Origin of the sequence: Stenotrophomonas sp. 2694 (genome assembly GCF_040548715.1) — a bacterium.
Lineage (GTDB): Bacteria > Pseudomonadota > Gammaproteobacteria > Xanthomonadales > Xanthomonadaceae > Stenotrophomonas > Stenotrophomonas indicatrix.
The window spans coordinates 55,215-77,354 of record NZ_JBEPSG010000018.1 but is presented as its reverse complement, the minus strand read 5'-3'; the positions used below and the strand labels follow the sequence as shown (position 1 = coordinate 77,354).

The window sequence follows — 22,140 nt, the reverse complement described above, 5'->3', positions numbered from 1 at the left end:
GGGCCATGCAGGGGCGTTGGCGCCATGGATGGCGCCATCGAGCTTACAGGGACGTACTTGCAGCGTCCCCTGCATGGCCCACCCGCCCCGCCAACCGCGGCTTTTGATTTCAGCATCCAACCACGAGGGGCTCAGCCGTTGGCCGCCGCAAACACCGGGCGCGTCAGGTTGTCCGCTTCGCCCTCAGTGCACAGCACTTCGTCTTCAATGCGGATGCCGCCGTACGGACGGAAGAAGTCCACACGCTCCCAGTTGATCGCATCGCCATGACCGGCGGCCTTCACTTCGTTCAACAGCATGTCGATGAAGTACAGGCCCGGCTCGATCGTCACCACCATGCCCGGCTCCAGCACGCGGGTCAGGCGCAGGTACGGATGGCCGGCAGGGCGCTCGATGCGGCCGCCTTCATCGCTGGCCGCGAAACCGGCCACGTCATGCACCTGCAGGCCGATCAGGTGGCCGATGCCATGCGGGAAGAACGCGGCGCTGACGCCGGTTTCCAGCGCAGTCTGCGGCGACACCTTGATCACGCCGAAGTCCTTCAGCACGCCCATCAGCGACAGGTGCGCATCCACGTGCAGCTGCTTGTAGTCGAAGCCCGGGCGCACGGCCGCGCACATCGTCTGCTGCGCGGCATCGACCGCTTCGATCATCGCCGCGAACTCGTCATGGCCGGCGGCGGCGTAGGTGCGGGTGATGTCGCTGGCATAGCCGTGCGCGCTGGCGCCGGCATCGATCAGGAAGCTGCGCAGCGGTTGCGGTGCCTTGCGGCCCAGTTCGGTGTAATGCAGCACCGCCGCATGCTCGTTCAAGGCCACGATGTTGCCGTACGGCAGCTCGGTGGCGTCCTGGCCCACGGCCTGGCAGTACGCCATGTGGATGCTGAACTCGTCGGCGCCGTTGCGGAACGCCGCTTCGGCCGCGCGATGGCCGCGCACGCCGAGCACCTGCGCCTGGCGCATCAGGGCGATTTCGTACGGCGTCTTGCTGCCGCGGTGCCATTCCAGGTAGTTCACCACCGGCGCCGGATTGTTGGGCACATACGCGCCCAGCGCGCTCTGCGGCTCACCCAGGATCGCGCAGCGCGCCGGGTCGGGCGGCAGCAGTGCCAGCGCTTCGTCCGGCGTGCGGATGATGTGGATGTCGAAGTGCTCGACCCACCAGCCGCTCGGTGCATCCGGCACCACATGCCAGTAGTCGAACGGCTGGTGGAAGATCACCGCCGGACGCTTGCCCGGGGTGAACACGATCCAGCTGTTGGGTACACGGGTCAGCGGCAGCCAGGCCTTGAACTGCGGGTTGACCGCGTACGGATAGTCACGATCGTCGAAGACCTGGTAGTGCAGGGTGCCGCTGGGCACCACCAGGTGGTCGAAGCCGCCGCGTGCCAGCGCCTGCTCGGCGCGTCGGCACAGCACGGCCAGGTGGTCGGGATACAGGGCGCCGGGGTCTTGCTGGATCATTGCGGTGGCTCGACACGGAAAACGGCCCTAGATTCTGCCGGATACCGACGCAATCCGCTGTGCCGGAACCGGCACTCAGCCCGTCGAAACCGGTGCCTCGTCGCTGTCTTCGCCGATCCACCGGCGCAGCAGCTGCCGATGCTCGCGTGACAGGGTCAGGAAGCGGAAGCCTGCCCAGCTCTGGCCGGGGGCATGCGCCGGTTCGCTCCACAGCATGTGTACGCCGACGTCGATCCACTCGCTGCGGCCATCGGCCAATGGCAACGGGAAGCGCAACTGATACAGCGCATCGTCGCGCAGCGCGGCGCTGGCCAGCATCAGCATGCCGGTCTCGGACACGTTGCCAAGCCGGCCGACCACGCTGTCGCGCATCTGGTCGGTCACCGGTACCAGATCGGACACCTGCCGGCGCGGCGCGCGGCGGGTATCAACGGGCGGTTGCGTACTCATGCGTTGGGCTCCTGCGGGCGACGTCCGGCCAGCGTGCGCAGTGCGCTCAGGCTGGCCTGCCAGGCGCGGTCGACCAGACGGCCCTTGTCTTCGGTGACCAGCTGCGCGCGTCCGGCGGCCATCTGCCGGGCGAGGGCATCCAGGGTGGTTTCGCCGATCTTCTGCCCACGCGCGTTGACCAGCAGCACATGACCGGTCAGCAGGCTGTACCAGGACAGGCGCTGGCGGCGCAGCGCGCCTTCGCCATCGTCGATATCGAACCAGCTGCCGAAGGGCAGCGCGCACAGCTGCTGGTAACTGGCCTCCTCGGCCTCGCTGCGTGGTGCCGCATCGCTTGCCGGGGCCTGTGCGCCGGTGTGTTCGCCCAGCCGTGCACGGGCCTTCAGGCGTGCACTGAGCTCGGTGCGCGAGGTGCTTTCGTCTTCGCCACCTGGCGTGGACAGGCGGCGCGCGACGGCAGCCGCCTCCTCTGCGTGGTAGCCCACCTGCAGCAGGGCCGATTCAACCTCGGCAGCCAGCGCAGCGTCGGTCGCGCTGCTTTCGCTTGCGGCCTCGGCAGTGATCGCCGCGATGCGTTCGGTCTGCTGCAGGCGCTCCTGCCATTGCGGCGAATCATCGCCGTGGCGCAGGCGGGTCAGCGTCAATGCGTCTGCCCACGCCTGGCGCAGCAGTGTCTGTACGAAGCGCGGCGGCTCCTGCGTATCGCAGCACTGGTCGATCTGCGCATTGGCCTGGCGTCGCGCAAGTTCCAGCCGCTCCTTGCCGCGTGCGGCTTCCACGTGGCGGCGCTCGGCCAGCTCGGCGCGGTGCGCGGCGGCGCGCTGGTGCTGCTGTATCTCGTCGTTGGCGGCGGCAAAGGCCTCGGGCGTGCGTGCATCCTGGCCGAGCAGGCCCTGCACGCTCTGCGCCAGTCGCTGCAGCAGCTGCGGATCGACATCGTCATCGCCGAGCCAGCTGGCGCCGGCTTCAGCGACATGGTTGAGCAGTTCGCGTGCCGGATGTTCGTCGCGCACGAAGAAGCCCGGGTCGGCCATCGCTGCGCGCGCCAGCGGTACCTGCAGGCGCGCGAGCAGGGCGGCTGGCACCGGGTCCGGCCGTTGCTGCTGCTGCACCTGCTGCAGCAGCAGGCGCAGCAGATCGAGGTTGTCGCGGTCGTGGCTGCCGAGGCTGGCCTGCGCGCCATGTTCGCTGCGCAGCTGGGCGACCACGGCGGCCTGCAGATCGGTCATGGCGCTGGCGGCGCTGGCCTGCCCCTGCAGGCGCGCCAGCACGGCATCAACCGCTGCACTGGGCAGGGCCGCTGGATCGGCCGCTGGCTGCGGAATCTGCCGCGCCTGTTGCAGCATCTCGTGCAGCACGCTGCTGGCCGGTACCGTCATGCCGGCCGACGCGCCGGGCGCGTCCGCATCGGCGAAGGCGTCCTGCATCAACGTCGACCACGAGCCGGGCGGTGCCGAGCCGCCCCAGCCGGTCATCGGCGTGGGCACGCGCGGAGACGGGCGTCCACTGCGGCCGCTGCCGACCGACTGGGTGATGATCCGGCGGGTGCTCGAAGAACGTGCCAGGTACGGGGTGTAGACCAGGCCCGGCAGGATGCCGTGCTGTGCCAGCAGCGCATTGGCGCGGTCGAGCACATCGCCCAGCCGCTCCAGCACCTGCCGCTCGAAGCTGCGGTACAGCGCCATCTGTACCTCGGCGCTGAGGGCATCCTGCTCGGCCAGCTTCCGCACCATCGCGCACAGGGCCTGCGGTGCCAGGGGCAGGGTGTCAGCTTCAAAGGCTGGTGTGCCGGCAACAACACCCAAGCGCTGGCCCAGCAGGTTCAAGGCGTTGGCCGAACGCAGGGTTTCCCGGCGCACCATTTCGGTCAGCAGCAGGTCGCGGTCGACTTCATGCTCGGCGACCAGGGTCAACCCCAGCATGCCGGGCAAGGGCGGTGGCGTGGCGGCAGCCACCACCGGGGCAATCGGTTCACGCAGCCGCGCAAGCGCATCGGCCAGCGCATCGAGCATGCGGTCGCTGAAGTGGCCGGCGAACGCATGCAGCTGGCCGCGCTGTGCCAGCAGGTCGGCCTGCTGCTGCGGGTTGCGGGCATGGTCGGCGTCATGCAGCAGGGTCTGCTCCAGCGCTTCCACGGTCAGGATCAGCGGTGCCGTCAGGGCCTGGTGGCACAGGCCGATCAACGCGCCCAGCAGCTCGCGCACGCGCGGCGGCAGGTCGGCTGCGGCCAGGCGGGCAGTGTCGGTACTGGAAAGGGAAAAGACAGCAGACATCGGCGAGGGGGTCCGGATTCCCGCGGATCGATCTTGGAATCTACCGTGTCGGCCGGTGAAGGCGCTACTTTAGCGATGGATCCATTCAGGGCCGCCTGCGATGGCGGCGCCGCAGCAGATCATGCTTCCAGGAACAGGCTGACCACATCGTTGGTGAAGCGCCGGCCCAGTTCGGTCGGCTGCACGTGCCCGTCTGCCACCACCAGCCAGCCACGCTGCACTGCTTCGCGCAGTGGTACGTCCAGCACGCTGCGGGCCAGGCCGGTGCGCGATTCGAAGTCGCGCAGGCTGAACCCTTCGTGCAGGCGCAGCAGGTTGAGCATGTACTCGAACGGCAGGCGATCGGCGGCAATCACTTCGTCACCGCCGAACGATGCGGCCGTGCCTGCGGTATCCATGAACGTCTGCGGGTGCTTGTGCTTCCAGCGTCGCAGCACGTGTTCCTCGGCACCGGAACTGATCTTGCCGTGTGCGCCGGCACCAATGCCGAGGTAGTCACCAAAACGCCAGTAATTCAGATTGTGCGCGCTCTGCCGGCCGGGGCGGGCATAGGCACTCACCTCGTACTGGCCGAAGCCGGCCTGCGCCAGCAGCGCCTGGCAGTGTTCCTGCATGTCCCAAGCATGGTCTTCATCGGGGATGCCCTGCGGCGGCCGCGCGAAGAACACGGTGTTCGGTTCCAGGGTCAGCTGGTAGTGCGAGATGTGGGCCGGCTGCAACGCGAACGCGCGTTCCAGATCGGCCTCGGCACCGGCCAGGGTCTGCTCCGGCAGTGCGTACATCAGGTCGATGTTGAAGTTGTCGTAGCCCGCGTCCTGCGCCATCTTCACCGCGCGCTCGGCCTCGCCACTGTCGTGGATGCGGCCCAGTCGTTTCAGCGCGGCATCATCGAAACTCTGGATGCCGAAGCTGAGGCGGTTGACCCCGGCCGCGCGGTAGCGATCAAAGCGACCGTGCTCGGCGGTACCCGGGTTGGTTTCCAGAGTGATCTCGGCATTCGGCGCAAAGCGCAGGCGGGCACTGGCCTGCTGCAGGAAGCGGTCGATCGCCTCGGGCGGGAACAGGCTGGGCGTGCCACCCCCGAAGAACACGCTGCTGACCACCCGGCCCCAGACCAGCGGCAGGTCCTGGTCGAGGTCGCGCACCAGCGCATCGATGTAGGCATCGAAGGGCAGTTCGCCCTTGGCCTGGTGCGAGTTGAAATCGCAGTAAGGGCACTTGCGCACACACCACGGCAGATGCACGTACAGCGCCAGCGGCGGTGGCACCAGACGTGGCGGGGCGTCGTGGTCGCAGGACTCGCCGGGCAGGTGGTTGCAGTGGTCGTGGTCGTGGGCGTGCGGCATGGCTGGCGTGATGCGGACGTGGGGGAGCGGCAGATCAGTCCGCCGCCCGTAGAAGAGGGTCGACCAGGGAGCGCGGCTGCGCGCGAAGCACGGCAGCGGCAATCTGGCGGAAGAAGGGCGAGGGCCCTTTGTAGCTGCCTATAGCGTTGTCCATCAAACGGTGGCGCGCCGGACTGCAGCCATTGCGCATGCACAGATGGAGACCGGAGACCATGGCCTTGCGCTTGTCGGCAAAACTGTCAAGCCGTACTTCCAGCACGTCCACCAACGCCACATGGCGCCACCGATGCAGGCTGCCGATGTTGTGATAGCGCATGTGGCCGGCAGCAGCGTCCAGTTCGACGCGCTGCCACATGATGGGCGCGCCGATGAGCGTGATGACGGTCATGCCGACCAGCGCAACCACCGGTACCGCCCACCAGGATTCCTTCCCTGTCCACGTCAACATGCCGCCAAAGATCGCACCACTGATCAGCCCCAGTACGGCAAGCAGTTGCACCAGTTCCATTCCGGTGCGGTAGCGCTTCACTGTCATCCTTGAGTCTCCTGTCGGATGCTGGTTCAGGCCGCGAACTGCTGCTTGAGCTGCTGCTTGAGCTGCTGCAGGGCGATGGCGCGATGGCTGATGGCGTTCTTCAACGCCGGTTCCATTTCCGCCGCGGTCAGGCCGTGGGTGGTGTCCAGGAACACCGGGTTGTAGCCGAACCCATTCGTACCACGCAGTTCGCGGATGATCTGACCTTCCCAGCGGCCTTCGCAGATCAGTGGCTGCGGGTCGGTGGCATGGCGCAGCAGCACGATCACGGCGTAGAAGCGGGCGCTGCGCTGGCCATCGGCGATGTCGGCCATCGCTTCCAGCAGCTTGGCATTGTTGGCTGCCGCATTGGTCGGGTGACCGGCATAGCGCGCGCTGTACAGGCCCGGTGCACCGCCGAGGGCATCGACGATCAGGCCCGAATCATCGGCCAGCGCCGGCAGGCCGGTCGCTTCGCAGGCCGCGCGCGCCTTCAGCAGCGCGTTCTCGACGAAGGTCAGGCCGGTCTCTTCCACATCGCCCAGGCCCAGTTCGGCGGCCGAAGTGATCTGCAGCGGCAGGTCGGCGAGGATTTCCTGCATTTCCACCAGCTTGCCAGCGTTGTGGCTGGCCAGGACAAGCTTCTTCATCAGCGGGGCTCCAACAGGTCCCAGGTGTTGCCGTACAGGTCGCGGAACACCGCGACCGTGGCGTAGGGTTCTTCGCGCGGTTCTTCCAGGAACTGGACACCGGCAGCCAGCATCGCCGCGTGGTCGCGGCGGAAATCATCGGTATTGAGGAAGAAGCCGACGCGGCCACCGGTCTGGTTGCCGATACGACTGCGCTGCTCGTCGTCGCTGGCGCGGGCCAGCAGCAGGGCGGCGGCGCTGCCATCGGTCGGGCCGACCACCACCCAGCGCTTGCTGCCCTGGTCGATGTCGTCCAGCAGCTGGAAGCCGAGCTTGCCGGTGTACCAGGCGATGGCCTCGTCATAGTCGGCCACCACCAGGGTGGTCAGGGCAATGCGCCGGTTCATGCCGACAGCGCTGCCTGCTGCGCGGCCAGCAGCTCGGTCACGCCCTTCTCGGCCAGGCCCAGCAGCGCATCGAGCTCGTCACGGCGGAAGGCATGGCCTTCGGCGGTGCCCTGCAGTTCGATGAAGCCGCCACCGTCGTTCATCACCACGTTCATGTCGGTGTCGCAGTCGCTGTCTTCGGCGTAGTCCAGGTCCAGCACCGGGGTGCCGCGGTAGACGCCGACCGACACCGCCGCCACCGCGCCGAGGATCGGGTTGCGCTTGATGTCGCCGCGCTTCATCAGCACGTTCACCGCATCGACCAGGGCCACGTAGGCGCCGGTGATGGCCGCAGTGCGCGTGCCGCCGTCGGCCTGCAGCACGTCGCAGTCCAGGGTGATGGTGCGTTCGCCCAGTGCGTTGCGGTCCACGCAGGCGCGCAGGCTGCGACCGATCAGGCGCTGGATCTCCAGCGTGCGGCCGCCCTGCTTGCCGCGTGCGGCTTCGCGGTCGCTGCGGGTGTGGGTGGCGCGCGGCAGCATGCCGTACTCGGCGGTCACCCAGCCTTCGCCCTTGCCACGCAGGAAGCCCGGCACCCGGTTCTCGATGCTGGCCGTGCACAGCACGCGGGTTTCACCGAAGCAGACCAGCACCGAACCTTCGGCGTGGCGGGTGAAACCGCGCTGGATGACGACCGGGCGCAGCTGATCGGGCTGACGGCCACTGGGGCGGAAATCGGACATGGGGCAGGTTCCGTAGGGAAAGGGAGTACGCCACCATCCCCGCGGCCTTCACGGGGCGGGGAAAGGGGCTCAAAAGAGACCGCTAGGGTACCATTCCCCCTTTGCAAGCACCGGATACATCCATGATTCGAAGCATGACGGCCTATGCCGGCGGCGAGCGCTCCACCCCGTGGGGAACGCTGGGCTGCGAGCTGCGCTCGGTCAACCACCGCTTCCTGGAAGTGGGCACGCGCCTGCCCGAGGAACTGCGCGCATTGGAACCGCAGCTGCGCGAACGCATTTCCGCGCGCCTGAGCCGTGGCAAGCTGGATCTGGTGATGCGCCTGCGCGCGCCGGACTCGGCCGCCAGCCTGCAGGTCAACGAGGTGCTGCTGGGCCAGCTGGGCCAGTTGGCACACCGGCTGACCTCCGATTTCCCCAACCTGCAGGTCAGCTTCACCGACCTGCTGCAGCTGCCGGGCGTCACCCAGGGTGAGGCCACCGATGCGGCAGCCCTGCAGATTGAAGCGCTGGCGCTGCTGGACCAGGTGCTGGAGGGCTTCATCGCCGCCCGCGAGCGTGAAGGCAATACGCTGGCCACCGCCATCGCCGAGCGCGTGGATGCCATCGAGCGCATCGCCGCGGAGGTCCGTACGCTGATTCCCGCCATTCGCGACGGCCAGCGCACCAAGCTCGCCGCTCGCCTGGCCGACCTGCCGCATCCGGTTGATCCGGGCCGCGCCGAGCAGGAACTGGTGATGTGGCTGCAGAAGCTGGACGTGGACGAGGAGCTGGATCGCCTGTCCAGCCATATCGTCGAGATCCGCCGCGTGCTCAAGCAGCGTGAACCGGTCGGCCGCCGCCTGGACTTCCTGCTGCAGGAGTTCAACCGCGAGGCCAACACGCTTGGCTCCAAGTCGGTGGACAGCCGCACGTCCAACGCCGCCGTCGAGCTGAAGGTGCTGATCGACCAGATCCGCGAGCAGGTGCAGAACATCGAATGAGCATTTCCACGCCCCCGGCCGCGATCGCACGCGGCACGCTGTACATCGTTGCAGCGCCCTCCGGCGCCGGCAAGAGCAGCATCGTCAACGCCACCCTGGCGCGCGACCCGCAGATTGCCCTGTCGATCTCCTTCACCTCGCGCGCCATGCGCCCGGGTGAAGTGAACGGCCAGCACTACCACTTCGTCAGCGCCGAGAAGTTCGAGGAAATGATCGCCGACGGCGATTTCTTCGAACACGCCTGGGTGCATGGTGACTGGAAGGGCACCGCCCGACAGTCGGTGGAGCCGCAGCTCAACGCCGGCCAGGACGTGCTGCTGGAAATCGACTGGCAGGGTGCGCAGCAGGTGCGCCAGCTGGTGCCGGGCACGGTGACGGTGTTCATCCTGCCGCCGTCCAAGCAGGCCCTGCAGGACCGCATGCGCAAGCGTGGCCAGGACAGCGAGGCGGTCATCGCCCAGCGCCTGGGCGCCGCCCGCGATGAAATGCTGCACTTCAACGAGTTCGACTACGTCATCGTCAATGAAGTGTTCGAGACCGCCGTGGACGAACTGTGTGCGATCTTCACCGCCAGCCGCCTGCGCCGGGACGCCCAGAAGGTCCGCCATGCCGGCCTGATCCAGGCCCTGCTGACCCCGGATGCGAGTTCAACTGATTGATTCCTAAAGGGTCCGGTGGGGGTTGGCTTGATTTTGTCCAGCCCCTGCCAGTACACTCCGTCCCCTTTCCCTCATTCGACTGAGCGGCCGACCGGTCGCCGGGAGCCCGTATGGCCCGCATTACCGTAGAAGATTGCCTGGAAGTCGTTAACAACCGTTTCGAGCTGGTGATGATGGCCTCCAAGCGCGCCCGTCAGCTCGCCAATGGCGTGCAGGCCACGCTGGACAACAGCGAGACCGAGGACAAGCCGACCGTGCTGGCGCTGCGCGAAATCGCTGCCCGCAAGATCGACAACGCGCTGATCGACGAAGTCGAGAAGGCCGAGCGTGAGCGCGCCGAGCGCGAAGCGCTGGAGTGGGCCGCCGCCGAAGTGGTCGCCGACGAAGACATGTCCAAGAACGACGATTGATCGCATCGATCAACGTCATTGCTGGATACGCCGAACAGCCCGCCCCGTGCGGGCTGTTTCGCATTCAGGGTTTGCCGTAAACGTCGCGCTGGCATAGGCTTTGGCCATGAACCCAGGCCCCACTGCCAAGGTCGCCGCAGTCCCCGCTGCCGCCGTACCCGATTACGTCCTCCAGCTCGAACGCGCCGCCCACTACCTGCCGCCCGAGCAGCTGCCGCTGCTGCGCCGTGCGTGGGAAGTCGGTGCCTCCGCGCACGCTGGGCAGACGCGCAAGTCGGGCGAGCCCTACATCACCCATCCGGTGGCCGTGGCCCAGGTGCTGGCCGAGCTCGGCCTGGACGTGGAAGCGCTGATCGCCGCGATCCTGCACGACACCATCGAAGACACCCCGCTGACCCGCGAGGCCCTGTCGGCCGAGTTCGGCGAAGCCGTGGCCGAACTGGTGGACGGCGTCACCAAGCTGGACAAGCTGAAGTTCCGCGACCGCCAGGAAGCGGCCGCCGAGAGCTTCCGCAAGATGCTGCTGGCGATGTCGCGCGACCTGCGCGTGATCATGATCAAGCTGGCCGACCGCCTGCACAACATGCGCACGCTGGGCGCGCAGAGCCGCGAAGCGCGTGGCCGCATCGCCCGCGAGACGCTTGAGATCTACGCCCCGATCGCGCAGCGGCTGGGCATGAGCCTGGTCAAGAGCGAACTGCAGAACCTTGGCTTCAAGGCGCTGTACCCGTGGCGCCACGCGATCCTGGAAAAGCACATCCGCAGCCAGCCGGTCGTGCGCCGCGAGGCGCTGGCGCAGGTGGAAGTGCAGCTGTCGCAGCGCTTGGCCAAGGAGGGCATCGAGCACCGCCTGGTCAGCCGCATCAAGACCCCGTGGAGCATCTACAACAAGATGCGCGACGAGAACAAATCCTTCGACCAGGTGATGGATGTGTTCGGCTTCCGCCTGGTGGTGCGCGGCGTACCGCAGTGCTACCACTCGCTGGGCGCGGTGCATGCCGCGTTCAAGCCGCTGGATGGGCGCTTCCGCGATTTCATCGCCATTCCCAAGGCCAACGGCTACCAGTCGTTGCACACGGTGCTGTTCGGCCCGTATGGTTCGCCGATCGAGGTGCAGATCCGCACCGAGGAAATGGACCTGATCGCCGAGCGCGGCGTGGCTGCGCACTGGACCTACAAGTTCGGCGGTGATTCGCCCAACAGCGCGCAGAGCCGCGCCCACGCCTGGATCGTCGAACTGATCGATTCGCAGCGTGCCGCCGGTTCGTCGCTGGAGTTCCTCGACAACGTCAAGGTCGACCTGTTCCCGGACGAGGTCTACCTGTTCACTCCCAAGGGCAAGATCCTGGCCCTGCCGCGCAATTCCACCGCGCTCGACTTCGCCTACGCCGTGCATACCGACGTCGGCAACATGGCCGTGGCCTCGCGCGTGGACAAGAAACTGGTGCCACTGCGCACCAAGCTGGTGTCGGGGCAGTCGGTGGAGATCATCACCGCGCGCTCGGCCACGCCCAAGCCGCAGTGGCTCGAATTCGTGGTGACCAGCAAGGCGCGCACCGCCATCCGCCACCAGCTCAAGCAGCTGGAGCACGAAGACGCCGTGCAGTTGGGCCACCGCATGCTCGACCGCGCGCTGGAGGCGATGGACAGCTCGCTGGAGCGCCTGCCCAAGGGCCGCCTGGATGCCTTCCTGGCCGAACACCGGTTCCCGCGCCTGGAGGCCCTGCTGGCGGAAGTCGCGCTGGGCAACTGGATGCCGACCCAGGCCGCGCAGGCACTGATGGCCTACGCCGAACTGCGCGGCGGCGCGCATTCGCGCCACAGCTCGCAGGAAAAGATCCTGATCAACGGCAGCGAGCGTGGCGTGGTCACCTTCGCCGGCTGCTGCCAGCCCATTCCGGGCGACGACATCATGGGCTACCACACCGCCGGCAAGGGCATCGTGGTGCACCGCATGGATTGCCCGAACCTGGCCGAACTGCGCAAGTCGCCCGAGCGGTGGGTGCTGATCGGCTGGGATACCACCGTATCCGGCGACTACGACACCTCGCTGGTGGTGGAAGTGGAGAACGGTACCGGCGTGCTTGCACAGCTGGCCGCGGCGATCGCGCAGAGCCATTCCAACATCGAGCGCGTGGATTACCTGGACCGCGACTTCAACGCCGCAGTGCTGGCGTTCAACATCCAGGTGCGCGACCGCAACCATCTGGCCGAAGTGATGCGTCGCCTGCGCCGCCTGTCGGTCGTGCAGGCCGTTCGCCGGCAGTAGATCCTGCGCGTACCCTGGTAGCGCCGGGCCATGCCCGGCGAGCGCGCAGCGCGGCATGAATCAATTGCCGCCGGGCATGGCCCGGCGCTACCGGATCCGCGCTGTTTCCCAACGGGAAGAGGATCCGACCCCAGCCGACATGGCCCCCACCCGGTACAATCACCGCTCTGTTTTCCCCCAACGCACCGGAGCGACCCATGTCCCGCCAGATCATCAACACCGAAAAGGCCCCGGCCGCCATCGGCCCGTACTCGCAGGCCGTGCGCGCCGGCAACACCGTGTATTTCTCCGGCCAGATTCCGCTCGACCCGGCCACCGGCGACATCGTCGGCGTCGGTGACGTCGAAGCGCAGGCCCGTCGTGCCTTCGACAACCTCAAGGCCGTGGCCGAAGCCGCCGGCGGTTCGCTGGACAAGGTCGTGCGCCTGGGCCTGTACCTGACCGACCTGGCCGAATTCGCCAAGGTCAACGCGGTGATGCAGGACTACTTCCAGGCCCCGTTCCCGGCCCGTTCCACCATCGAAGTCTCCGGCCTGCCGAAGGGCGCCAACTTCGAGGTCGACGCGGTGATGGTCATCGACTGACCGCCACGTGGCACGCAAGGCGGCGGTCACCCCGGCACTGGCACCGTCCGGTGAAGCATCGCTTGCGATGCTCGCCGGCGTCGGGCCGGCCGTGGCCGCCAAGCTGCAGGCGCGTGGCCTGGCCACCCTGCAGGATCTCTGGCTGCACCTGCCGCTGCGCTATGAAGACCGCACCCGGCTGACCCGCATCGAAGACCTGCGCAACGGCATTCCGGCGCAGGTGGAAGTGCGGGTGGTGGCCGTCGAGCGCGGCATGCGCTACAGGCCGATGCTGAAAGTGGCAGTGGAGGATGAAGGGCAGGGCACCCTGGTGCTGCGCTTCTTCCATTTCCGCCAGCAGCAGGTCGGCCAGTTCGCGGTCGGCAACCGTCTGCGCTGCTTTGGTACGCCCAAACCGGGGCACCTCGGGTTGGAGATTGTCCACCCCAGTTACCAGGTACTGGGCCGCAACGACGATCCCGATCTCGGCGACCGCCTCGACCCGGTGTATCCCACCGTCGAAGGCGTCGGCCCGATGACGATGCGCAAGCTGATCGGCCAGGCGCTTGATCGCCTGCCGGAAGAAAGCACGCTGGAACTGCTGCCGACCGGCTGGCTCGAGGGCCTCGGCCTGCCATCGCTGCGCAGTGCGCTGCTGACCGTGCATCAACCACCGCCGGATGCAGACCTGGCCGCACTTGCCGCCGGTACCCATCCAGCGCAGCGCCGGCTGGCAATGGAAGAACTGCTGGCGCACCACCTCAGCCTGCGTCGCCAGCGCATTGCGTTGCAGGCGCATCACGCGGCGCCGCTGGCCGGTCCCGGCAAGCTGGCCAAGGCGTTGTTGAAGCAGTTGCCGTTCGCGTTGACCGGCGCGCAGGCACGCGTGTTCAAGCAGATCCGCGAAGACCTTGCGCGCCCCAGCCCGATGCTGCGGCTGGTGCAGGGCGATGTCGGCTCGGGCAAGACCGTGGTGGCGGCATTGGCAGCGATGCTGGCGGTGGAGCAGGGCAAGCAGGTCGCACTGGCCGCCCCCACCGAGCTGCTGGCCGAACAGCATCTCAACAACCTGCGCGGCTGGCTGGAGCCGCTGGGCGTGCGCATCGCCTGGCTGGCCGGCAAGGTCACCGGCAAGGCGCGCGCGAAGGTGATGGAACAGGTTGCCAACGGCGAAGCGCAGGTGGTTGTGGGTACCCACGCACTGATGCAGGAGGCGGTGGTATTCCACGATCTGGCGCTGGCCATCGTCGATGAGCAGCACCGCTTCGGCGTGCACCAGCGCCTGGCGCTGCGCGACAAGGGCAAGGGCGGCAACAACGTGCCGCACCAGCTGGTGATGACCGCCACGCCGATTCCGCGCACGCTGGCGATGTCCGAATACGCCGACCTGGATGTATCGGCCATCGACGAACTGCCGCCGGGCCGCACGCCGGTGCAGACCGTGGCACTGAACAACGATCGCCGCCCCGAGCTGATCGAGCGCATCGCCCTGGCCTGCCGCGAAGGGCGGCAGGTGTACTGGGTGTGCACGCTCATCGAAGAAAGCGAAGAACTGGATGCCACCCCGGCACAGGCCACCTACGAATCGCTGCAGGCACTGCTGCCGGGCGTACGCGTGGGGCTGGTGCATGGCCGGCTGAAGGCGGCCGAGAAGCTGGCGACGATGGTCGCGTTCAAGGCCGGCGACATCGACCTGCTGGTGGCCACGACCGTGATCGAAGTCGGCGTGGACGTGCCCAACGCCTCGCTGATGGTGATCGAGAACGCCGAGCGCCTGGGCCTGGCCCAGCTGCACCAGCTGCGTGGCCGCGTCGGCCGTGGTTCGGCGGTGTCGCGCTGCGTGCTGCTGTATCAGGCGCCGCTGTCGAACATGGCACGCGAGCGCCTGCAGACCATGCGCGAAACCAACGATGGTTTCGTCATCGCCGAGAAGGATCTGGAGCTGCGTGGGCCCGGTGAACTGCTGGGTACCCGGCAGACCGGCCTGGCCGGTTTCCGCATCGCCGATCTGGCCCGCGATGCTGGCCTGCTGCCGGGCGTGCATGCGCTGGCCGAACGCCTGCTGGCGCAGCAACCGGCGCTTGCAGATCGCGTGGTGCAGCGCTGGATCGGTACGGCCGTGCGCTACGCCTCGGCGTAAGGATCGGGCAGCCGGCCGGGGTCAGAGCCCTTGCCCTGCGACCAACGGATCCGACCCCTGCATTTCCTACGCTGCCGGCAACTGCGTGCCCATGTATTCGGCCAAACCCCGGCATGCCAGCAGCAACCCGAAGGGATAACGGGATGCGGTCATGTCGGCAGTCCTTGTGCGCAAGGCAGGAGGCCACGCACGCGAAGGCGAGGGTGGCGGACGGTGAGTGGTTCCAATACCGGTGACTGCCTCAAGAACGCCGGCGGGCGCGAAGCCCCCACGCACCGCCCGCCATAGAACGCGCGGACGGATTGCCTGCCGGACGCCACGCAGTAACACGCGCGCAACGCCGGCAGGCAAGCGTAAACAACAAGGCAGTCAAACGGGATTGGAAGCCCGCGCCATCCGTTGTCGATGGCTTCCCATGTTTTCCATGAAGGACCGTGCGCCTCAATGAGAAAAGTTGGAGAGATCGAAAACGCTGCAATTGCAGCGCGGCCCCGCCCGGCACGCCGATTACGTCATCTTTCCCGATCCCGCCGACGTCGATCCACGCATGGCGTGGATCCACCGTGTCGACCAAGGTCGATACCCACCAAGAGCAGACCATGCCGTGTCGACCAAGGTCGACACCCACCAAGAGCAGTGGACAACTGTCGAAGGCGGGGTGGGTCCGGTTGCGGGGGCGTGAGCCGCATGGATGCGGCGACCGAGCTTACATGGACGTACTTGCAGCGTCCCCCGCAGCCGGACCCGCCCCGCCATCCCACGGAATGCCAGCTTCTGCCGTTGCCGTTGCCGTTGATTCGGCGGGTGCCGGGCGCAGCCCGGCCGAACCCGAACCCCCGTACTTGCAACGGTCATCATCCCGGTCCACACTTCGTTGCCGATCTGAAGACGGCAACGATGACCAAGAAGATCCCGCTGTTGATCGATACCGACCCCGGTGTCGACGACGCACTGGCCCTGCTGATGGCCTTCGCCGATGAACGGCATGACGTGGTCGCCCTGACCATCGCCGCCGGCAACGTAGGCCTGCAGTACACCGTCCGCAACGCCCTCAAGCTCTGCGACATCGTCGGCCGCACCGACGTGCCGGTGTTCGCCGGCAGCCCCGATCCGCTGCTGCATCCATCCGTCGACGCCGCCCACGTGCATGGCCGCGATGGCTATGGCGATGTGGACCTGCCGCCGCCGAGCCGCCAGGCCGACGCCGAGCACGCCGCGCTGGCCATCCTGCGCCTGTCGCACCAGCATGCCGGCGAACTGATGCTGGTGATGCTCGGCCCGCTGACCAACCTGGCGCTGGCGCTGAAACTCGATCCGACCCTGCCCCAGCGCATCAAGCGCATCGTGGTGATGGGCGGCGCAGTCACCTGCCACGGCAACATCACCCCCGCCGCCGAATTCAACATCGCCTTCGATCCGGAAGCCGCGCATGTGGTGTTCACCGCGTTCCCGCACTTGCTGGTGTCGGACTGGGAAGCCACCGTTGCCCACGGCCTGCCGTTGACCGAAGCCGAGCAGTGGCTGGGTGCCGATTCCGATCGCGCGCGCTTCTACGAGCTGATCTCGCGCAAGACCCGTGGCCTGTCCGAAGACAGCAAGGGCGGCCGCTGGTATACCGCCGACGCGCTGGCCATGGCCTGGGCGCTGAACCCGGAAGGGCAGCTGCAGGTCGAATCGCGGCCGCTGAATGTGGAACTGAACGGCACGTTCAGCCGCGGCGCGACCATCGTCGACTGGAACCGCCAGACCGGCCAGCCGGACAACTGCGACCTGCTGATGGCCTACGACCAAGGGCGTTTCGAGGCCCTGGTACGCCAGGCCTTGGGTGCGGACTGAGGTCAGCCTCCTGCACTGGTTGCCCCGGGCGGCAACCAGTGCTTATAATGCCGCTCTTGACCACCAGCCCATTTACGGTGTGAGCCCATGAAGGCCGATATCCATCCGAACTACCGCGACGTCGTCTTCCATGACGTCACCTCCGATTTCAAGATCCTGACCCGCTCGACCATGAGCACGAAGGAAACCATCAAGTGGGAAGACGGCAACGACTACCCGCTGGTGAAGGTTGAAATTTCCTCGGCTTCGCATCCGTTCTACACGGGCAAGCACAAGGTCATCGACACCTCGGGCCGTATCGACAAGTTCCAGAAGCGCTACGCGCGCTGATACGTCGTACCCGGTTCGAACCGACGGCCGCGCTCTGCGCGGCCGTTTGTTTTTGTCCAGCGCCTGCCCAACGGGCGTTTGGATGGACGGAACACTGCGTCCTTGTGACAACGCTTTTGCCGATCCCGGCCGCTCGCTGGCAGGGTGCCGGCTGCCTGTCGTCTACGACTTCTGTCTAGCGCCCGGCAAATGCTGCTGTGCGATAATGACCTGATCCCCGGCACAGGCCGAGGACGTCATTCACGTGCCTGACCAATGCGCTTGGGCAGGCGCCTTCCCATGAAGGAGCGCACACAGTGTCCGATCTTGATCAGGTCACGCTCAACGCCGGCGATAAGTCGGTCGTTCTGCCCGTCATCAAACCCACCCTCGGCAACGACTGCGTCGACATCGCGAAGCTGACCAAGGAAACGGGGTATTTCACCTACGATTCCGGTTTCACCGCGACGGCCAGCTGCAAGTCCGCCATCACCTACATCGACGGCGACAAGGGCGTGCTGCTGTATCGCGGCTACCCGATCGAGCAGCTGTCGGAAAAGTCGAGCTACGTCGAAGTGGCCTACCTGCTGATCAACGGCGAGCGCCCGAGCGCCGAGCAGCTGAAGGCCTTCACCGACGAGCTGGCTGCCGAAGCCAACGTCGATGAGTCGATCAACACCCTGATCGGCAGCTTCGCCAAGGATGCCCATCCGATGGCCATCCTGACCGCCGCCATCGCGCAGCTGTCGGGCATCTACCACGCCTCGCTGGACCTGTCCGACGCCGAACAGCGCCGCCAGGCTGCCGTGCGCCTGATCGCCAAGGTGCCGACCCTGTCGGCGCTGATCTACCGCCACGGCAAGGGCCTGCCGGCCAACAAGCCGGATACCTCGCTGGACTACGTCAGCCGCTTCCTGAAGCAGACCTTCGAGTCGGCTGATGGCAAGTACGAGCTGAACCAGGACGTGGTCAAGGCACTGGACCTGCTGTTCATCCTGCACGCCGACCACGAGCAGAACGCGTCGACCTCGACCGTGCGTCTGGTTGGTTCGACCGGTGCCAACCCGTATGCGTCGGTCGCCGCTGGCGTCACCGCGCTGTGGGGTCCGGCCCACGGCGGTGCCAACGAAGCCGTGCTGAAGATGCTGGAAGAGATCGGTTCGGCCGACAACGTCGAATCGGCTGTGCTGAAGGCCAAGGACAAGACCTCCGGCTTCCGCCTGATGGGCTTCGGCCACCGCGTGTACAAGAACTTCGACCCGCGCGCCAAGGTCATCGGCGAGATGACCGGCAAGGTGCTCAAGCAGCTGGGCGTGCAGGATCCGCTGCTGGACGTGGCCGTGAAGCTGGAACAGGCCGCGCTGCAGGACGAGTACTTCGTCGCGCGCAAGCTGTACCCGAACGTCGATTTCTACAGCGGCATCATCTACAAGGCGCTGCAGATCCCGACCGAGATGTTCACCGTCATGTTCGCCCTGGGCCGTACCTCTGGCTGGGTCTCGCATTGGCTGGAACAGCAGGTCGACCCGGAAATGAAGATCGGCCGTCCGCGCCAGGTCTACACCGGCCACGACGTGCGCGACTACCAGGGCTGATCGCCTGCGGTAGGTTGTGCTGAAGACGCCCCGCGATTGCGGGGCGTTTTTTTTGCTTCGCTTTGGGTAGATGCCAACCTTGGTTGGCACGATTTGGGCGTCCGCGAAACATCGTCCACGCATGGCGTGGATCTACTGCGCTCCGGCTTCGGTGGGTGCCAACCTTGGTTGGCACGATTTGGGTGTCCGCGAAACATCATCCACGCATGGCGTGGATCTACCACGGCACTCCGCTTTCGGTAGATGCCAACCTTGGTTGGCACGCTTTCCCATCCACGCATGGCGTGGATCTACTGCGTCCGGCGCTTGGCACGATGTTCGCCGCGGCAAGACCGCGTGATTCAAGGGTCTCACCAGCTTCACAAGCGCTCGCGCAGCCTCAGGACGCCAGCTGCACCTGCAGCACTGATACGGAGCGTCCAACCCATGAGTACCCGTTTCGACCTGCCCGAGCGCGATCCACTCGGTCCTGACATCGCCACCGTAGTGGCCACTCCCGTCGTGCCACCGCCCAGCGAAAGCGCGGTGTCCTGGGGCGCCATTTTCGCCGGCGCCGTTGCGGCCGCCGCACTGTCGCTGATCCTGCTGATCCTGGGTGTTGGCCTCGGCTTGTCCTCGGTTTCGCCCTGGTCGTTCGAAGGGGTGTCCAAGGAAACCTTCGGCTGGACCAGCGTCGCGTGGCTGACCTTCACCGCGCTGGCTGCTTCCGGTCTTGGCGGCTACCTGGCCGGTCGCCTGCGCACCAAGTGGACGCAGCTGCACGGCGATGAAACCTACTTCCGCGACACCGCGCACGGCTTCGTGTCCTGGGCTGTGGCGACCCTGCTCACTGCTGGCCTGTTGACCTCGGCCATCGGTGGCGTGCTGGGCGCCGGCGCAAAGGTTGCCGGCGCGACCGCAGGCGCCGCTGCCACCACTGCCGGTGCTGCCGTGGCCGAAGCTGGCAGCGCTGCTGCAGGCGCACCGGAGAGCGACCTCAACTACTGGGTGGATTCGCTGTTCCGCAACGCCACCACGGCCGGCCCGGACGCCGCCGGGGCTCCTCCGGTTGCGCCGGCAGCGGGCGCAGCGCCGGGCACCAGCCCGATGGACCCTGCCGCACCACCGCCGCCCCCGGCCGCCGCCAGCATCGGCCCACGTGACGCCCGTACGGCCCCGCCGCCGCCGCGCCCGATGCCGGGCAATGGCCCGATGGGCGACCGCCGCGAAGTCCGGGCCGAAGTGAACCGCATCATCGTCAACAGCCTGCAGGGGGATGGCCTGGACCCGGCCGATACCCAGTACCTGTCGCAGCTGATCGCGCGCGAGACGGGCATGAGCCAGGCTGAAGCGCAGGCCCGTGTGACCGACGTGCAGACCCGCATGCGTGCTGCGCTGGAAAAGGCCAAGAACACCGCCAAGCAAGCTGCCGACGATGCGCGCAAGGCCACGGCCTATGCCGCACTGTGGCTGTTCATCACCCTGCTGATCGGCGCGTTCTTCGCCAGCCTCAGCGCCACCTGGGGCGGCCGTCGCCGCGACCTGTAACCCGCATCTGATGCAAGGAGACCTGCCATGAAAACGCTTCTGCTCTGGTTCTTGGGCGTGCCGATTCCGCTGTTGATCCTGTACGCGATCTTCTTCTGAGATCGTGTCGTTGAGTGAGATCCATCAGGCCGCCGCGAGGCGGCCTGATGCCATCCAGTTGCGCATGGACATTTACAGCGTCGAGCGACGCTTGACCCACGCGCGCAGCGCGCATGACAACCAAGCATCGGCCGAGTACTACGCTTCTGCGTACCGGCTCGGCGAACATCCCAGCACACGCCGGAAGGCAGCAGAAAACGCGCTCGGGCTTGCATAGCCCAGGTCCAATGCCACGCGCGTCACCGCCTGGCCCTGTCCCAGCCGCTCGATGGCCACCAGCAGGCACACCTGCTGCCGCCACTCGGCAAAACCCACCCCCGTATCGGCGCGGAACAGGCGCGTGAACGTGCGCCGGCTCATGCCTGCTTCGGCGGCAACGTCATCGAGGCGCACTGCCAGCGAAGGACTGTCGAGCAATGCGCGGCAGACACGTGCGAGGCGTGCATCGGCGGGCAGCGGTGCATGCAGGGAAAGTGTCGGCATCGATGCGATTTCCGCCACCAGCAGCTGCATCAGTTTGCCTGCGCGCCCGTCCTCGTCGTACAGCGGGGGCAGGTCCACCGCCGCCTCCAGCAGCTGCTGCAACAGCGCAGAGACCGCGTACACCCGGCAGTGCGCCGGCAGCGCTACTGCGTCGGCCGTCTCGGCGGAGAGAAAGGCGTTGAGCATCGTCACTGGCCCGCGCATGGTCATCTCATGCGCCAGGCCTGCAGGCACCCAGCAGGCGCGCCGTGGGGGAACCAGCCACCGCCCCTGCGGCGTGGCCACACTGATGGTGCCGCGCGCGGCGAATGCGAACTGCCCGCGCCGGTGGGCATGGGGGGGAAACGCAAATTCGGCGGCGTAGTCGTTCGAGGTGACCACGACATCGCGTGGCAGGTCTTCGTAGGGATCAAGCAGCGAATTGCGCATGGCCCGGATTCTATAGCGATTGACCCGTCATCGACGGTGGGCCGGATCCGCGCTGTCTAGCATCAACGCTCCCCTCGGCTGTAATGGAACCACATGACCAATACTTTCCATCGCGTGGGACACGGACCCCATGCTGTCCTGGTGCTGCACGGCTGGTTCGGCGACGCGCACGCGTTCGAGCCCATCGAGCCATGGCTGTCGCGCGACGACTTCAGCTACATCTTCATGGACTGCCGGGGCTACGGCGGCATGCGCGATGCACGGGGGGCCTATACCATCGGCGAGATTGCATCCGATGCATTGGATCTGATGGCCGCCCTGGGCCACGAACGCTTCAGCGTGGCGGGTCATTCGATGGGCGGCATGGCCATTGAACGTATGGCGGTGCTTGCGCCGGACCGGGTACACGGCATGGTGGCCATTGCGCCGGTGCCCTGCGGCGGCATTGCCTACGACGCTGCGACGCGAAGCCTGCTTGAAGCGGCAGCCGGGGACGTAGGCGTGCGTCGGACCATCATCGATCGCAGTACCGGCGGGCGGCTGCCAGCGCAATGGCTCGACTGGAAGGCCGCGTATTCGGCGGCACACGCTTCACCTGCAGCATTTGCTGCCTATCTTCCAGCATGGGCGGATACCGATTTCAGCAATGAGATCGTCGGCAAGCATCGGTTGAAGGTGCTGGTGGGTGGGCACGATCCCACCTTCAACCGCGCACTGATGGAGCGCACCTATCTGCGCCGCTACCGGCAGGCCACGATGGAGGTCCTGGAGGATGCCGGGCATTACCCGATGAACGAAACGCCGCTGGCCCTGGTGGCGGCCATGGAATCGTTCCTGAAAGAGGCGTCGGTTCCGGGATGAATGGTTTCTGGCACGGGAGGTCGTTTCCACATCTTTTCGGATCATCACATCCGCGACCAGCGTGACGACCAGCCTGTGGTGCTGCCGGGCACGCTGGTGGCTAGGATTGACCACCAGCGCTCAGCACGAGCACCCGTGCATCGATCATGGCTCGACTCTGCAAAGTGCATGTC

The 22,140-nt window shown here is 66.8% G+C and carries 20 protein-coding genes; 11 read left to right on the top strand and 9 right to left on the bottom strand.

Annotated features, from left to right (window positions below):
- Positions 1-131 precede the first annotated feature (131 nt).
- The 8 genes from pepQ to rph form a co-directional block, all read right to left on the bottom strand.
- A complete protein-coding gene (gene pepQ / locus ABIA73_RS17160; RefSeq protein ID WP_223486572.1) occupies positions 132-1,463 on the bottom strand; it encodes a Xaa-Pro dipeptidase in 1,332 nt (443 codons plus the stop codon).
- Positions 1,464-1,538: 75 nt separating this feature from the next.
- The gene (locus tag ABIA73_RS17155; RefSeq protein ID WP_354276070.1) at positions 1,539-1,913 is read right to left on the bottom strand and encodes a PilZ domain-containing protein; all 375 of its coding nucleotides are present in this window, start codon (positions 1,911-1,913) and stop codon (positions 1,539-1,541) included.
- Positions 1,910-4,186, bottom strand: coding sequence for a DUF1631 family protein (locus ABIA73_RS17150; RefSeq protein ID WP_059064991.1), 2,277 nt, complete (start codon positions 4,184-4,186; stop codon positions 1,910-1,912). Before ABIA73_RS17150 ends, ABIA73_RS17155 begins: the two co-directional genes overlap by 4 nt.
- A 119-nt stretch (positions 4,187-4,305) precedes the next feature.
- Positions 4,306-5,532, bottom strand: coding sequence for a radical SAM family heme chaperone HemW (gene hemW / locus ABIA73_RS17145; protein WP_354276069.1), 1,227 nt, complete (start codon positions 5,530-5,532; stop codon positions 4,306-4,308).
- Positions 5,533-5,566: 34 nt separating this feature from the next.
- The gene (locus ABIA73_RS17140) at positions 5,567-6,061 is read right to left on the bottom strand and encodes a hypothetical protein (RefSeq protein WP_354276068.1); all 495 of its coding nucleotides are present in this window, start codon (positions 6,059-6,061) and stop codon (positions 5,567-5,569) included.
- Between the two features lie 32 nt (positions 6,062-6,093).
- Positions 6,094-6,696, bottom strand: a complete 603-nt coding sequence (rdgB, locus tag ABIA73_RS17135) for an RdgB/HAM1 family non-canonical purine NTP pyrophosphatase (RefSeq protein WP_025874208.1) — start codon at positions 6,694-6,696, stop codon at positions 6,094-6,096.
- Positions 6,696-7,082: a VOC family protein gene (locus ABIA73_RS17130; RefSeq protein ID WP_025874209.1), complete on the bottom strand. Its 387-nt coding sequence runs from the start codon at positions 7,080-7,082 to the stop codon at positions 6,696-6,698. The genes rdgB and ABIA73_RS17130 overlap by 1 nt, the downstream gene beginning before the upstream one ends.
- Positions 7,079-7,804 (bottom strand): ribonuclease PH, encoded by a 726-nt coding sequence (rph, locus tag ABIA73_RS17125; RefSeq protein WP_025874210.1) that lies wholly within the window; start codon positions 7,802-7,804, stop codon positions 7,079-7,081. Before rph ends, ABIA73_RS17130 begins: the two co-directional genes overlap by 4 nt.
- 122 nt (positions 7,805-7,926) lie before the next feature.
- Here rph and ABIA73_RS17120 point away from each other — a divergent pair, with 122 nt between their 5' ends.
- From ABIA73_RS17120 to ABIA73_RS17075, 10 genes are all read left to right on the top strand, one after another.
- The gene (locus ABIA73_RS17120) at positions 7,927-8,787 is read left to right on the top strand and encodes a YicC/YloC family endoribonuclease (RefSeq protein WP_032976986.1); all 861 of its coding nucleotides are present in this window, start codon (positions 7,927-7,929) and stop codon (positions 8,785-8,787) included.
- On the top strand, positions 8,784-9,446 hold the full coding sequence (gene gmk, locus ABIA73_RS17115; protein ID WP_354276067.1) for a guanylate kinase: 663 nt from the start codon (positions 8,784-8,786) through the stop codon (positions 9,444-9,446). Before ABIA73_RS17120 ends, gmk begins: the two co-directional genes overlap by 4 nt.
- A gap of 110 nt (positions 9,447-9,556) precedes the next feature.
- Positions 9,557-9,856 carry a DNA-directed RNA polymerase subunit omega gene (gene rpoZ, locus ABIA73_RS17110; protein ID WP_005410877.1) on the top strand — a complete coding sequence of 100 codons (300 nt, stop codon included), beginning with the start codon at positions 9,557-9,559 and terminating at the stop codon, positions 9,854-9,856.
- Positions 9,857-9,962: 106 nt separating this feature from the next.
- The gene (locus tag ABIA73_RS17105) at positions 9,963-12,125 is read left to right on the top strand and encodes a RelA/SpoT family protein (protein ID WP_025874213.1); all 2,163 of its coding nucleotides are present in this window, start codon (positions 9,963-9,965) and stop codon (positions 12,123-12,125) included.
- A gap of 197 nt (positions 12,126-12,322) precedes the next feature.
- Entirely contained in the window at positions 12,323-12,709 is a 387-nt protein-coding gene (locus ABIA73_RS17100; protein WP_025874214.1) for a RidA family protein, read from the top strand.
- A 7-nt stretch (positions 12,710-12,716) separates the two neighbouring features.
- Positions 12,717-14,828, top strand: coding sequence for an ATP-dependent DNA helicase RecG (gene recG / locus ABIA73_RS17095; protein WP_263929499.1), 2,112 nt, complete (start codon positions 12,717-12,719; stop codon positions 14,826-14,828).
- An 897-nt stretch (positions 14,829-15,725) separates the two neighbouring features.
- On the top strand, positions 15,726-16,664 hold the full coding sequence (locus ABIA73_RS17090; protein WP_025874216.1) for a nucleoside hydrolase: 939 nt from the start codon (positions 15,726-15,728) through the stop codon (positions 16,662-16,664).
- Positions 16,665-16,751: 87 nt separating this feature from the next.
- A complete protein-coding gene (locus ABIA73_RS17085; RefSeq protein ID WP_006389217.1) occupies positions 16,752-16,994 on the top strand; it encodes a type B 50S ribosomal protein L31 in 243 nt (80 codons plus the stop codon).
- Positions 16,995-17,290: 296 nt separating this feature from the next.
- Entirely contained in the window at positions 17,291-18,568 is a 1,278-nt protein-coding gene (locus tag ABIA73_RS17080; RefSeq protein ID WP_025874217.1) for a citrate synthase, read from the top strand.
- A gap of 426 nt (positions 18,569-18,994) precedes the next feature.
- Entirely contained in the window at positions 18,995-20,095 is a 1,101-nt protein-coding gene (locus tag ABIA73_RS17075) for a hypothetical protein (protein WP_354276066.1), read from the top strand.
- 237 nt (positions 20,096-20,332) lie between these two features.
- Here the strand turns inward: ABIA73_RS17075 and ABIA73_RS17070 are convergent, their stop codons facing one another.
- Positions 20,333-21,106 (bottom strand): AraC family transcriptional regulator, encoded by a 774-nt coding sequence (locus ABIA73_RS17070; protein ID WP_354276065.1) that lies wholly within the window; start codon positions 21,104-21,106, stop codon positions 20,333-20,335.
- A gap of 141 nt (positions 21,107-21,247) precedes the next feature.
- On the opposite strand from ABIA73_RS17070, the gene ABIA73_RS17065 reads away from it, so the two are divergent.
- Positions 21,248-21,967 (top strand): alpha/beta fold hydrolase, encoded by a 720-nt coding sequence (locus tag ABIA73_RS17065; RefSeq protein WP_354276064.1) that lies wholly within the window; start codon positions 21,248-21,250, stop codon positions 21,965-21,967.
- The last annotated feature ends 173 nt before the right edge of the window (positions 21,968-22,140 follow it).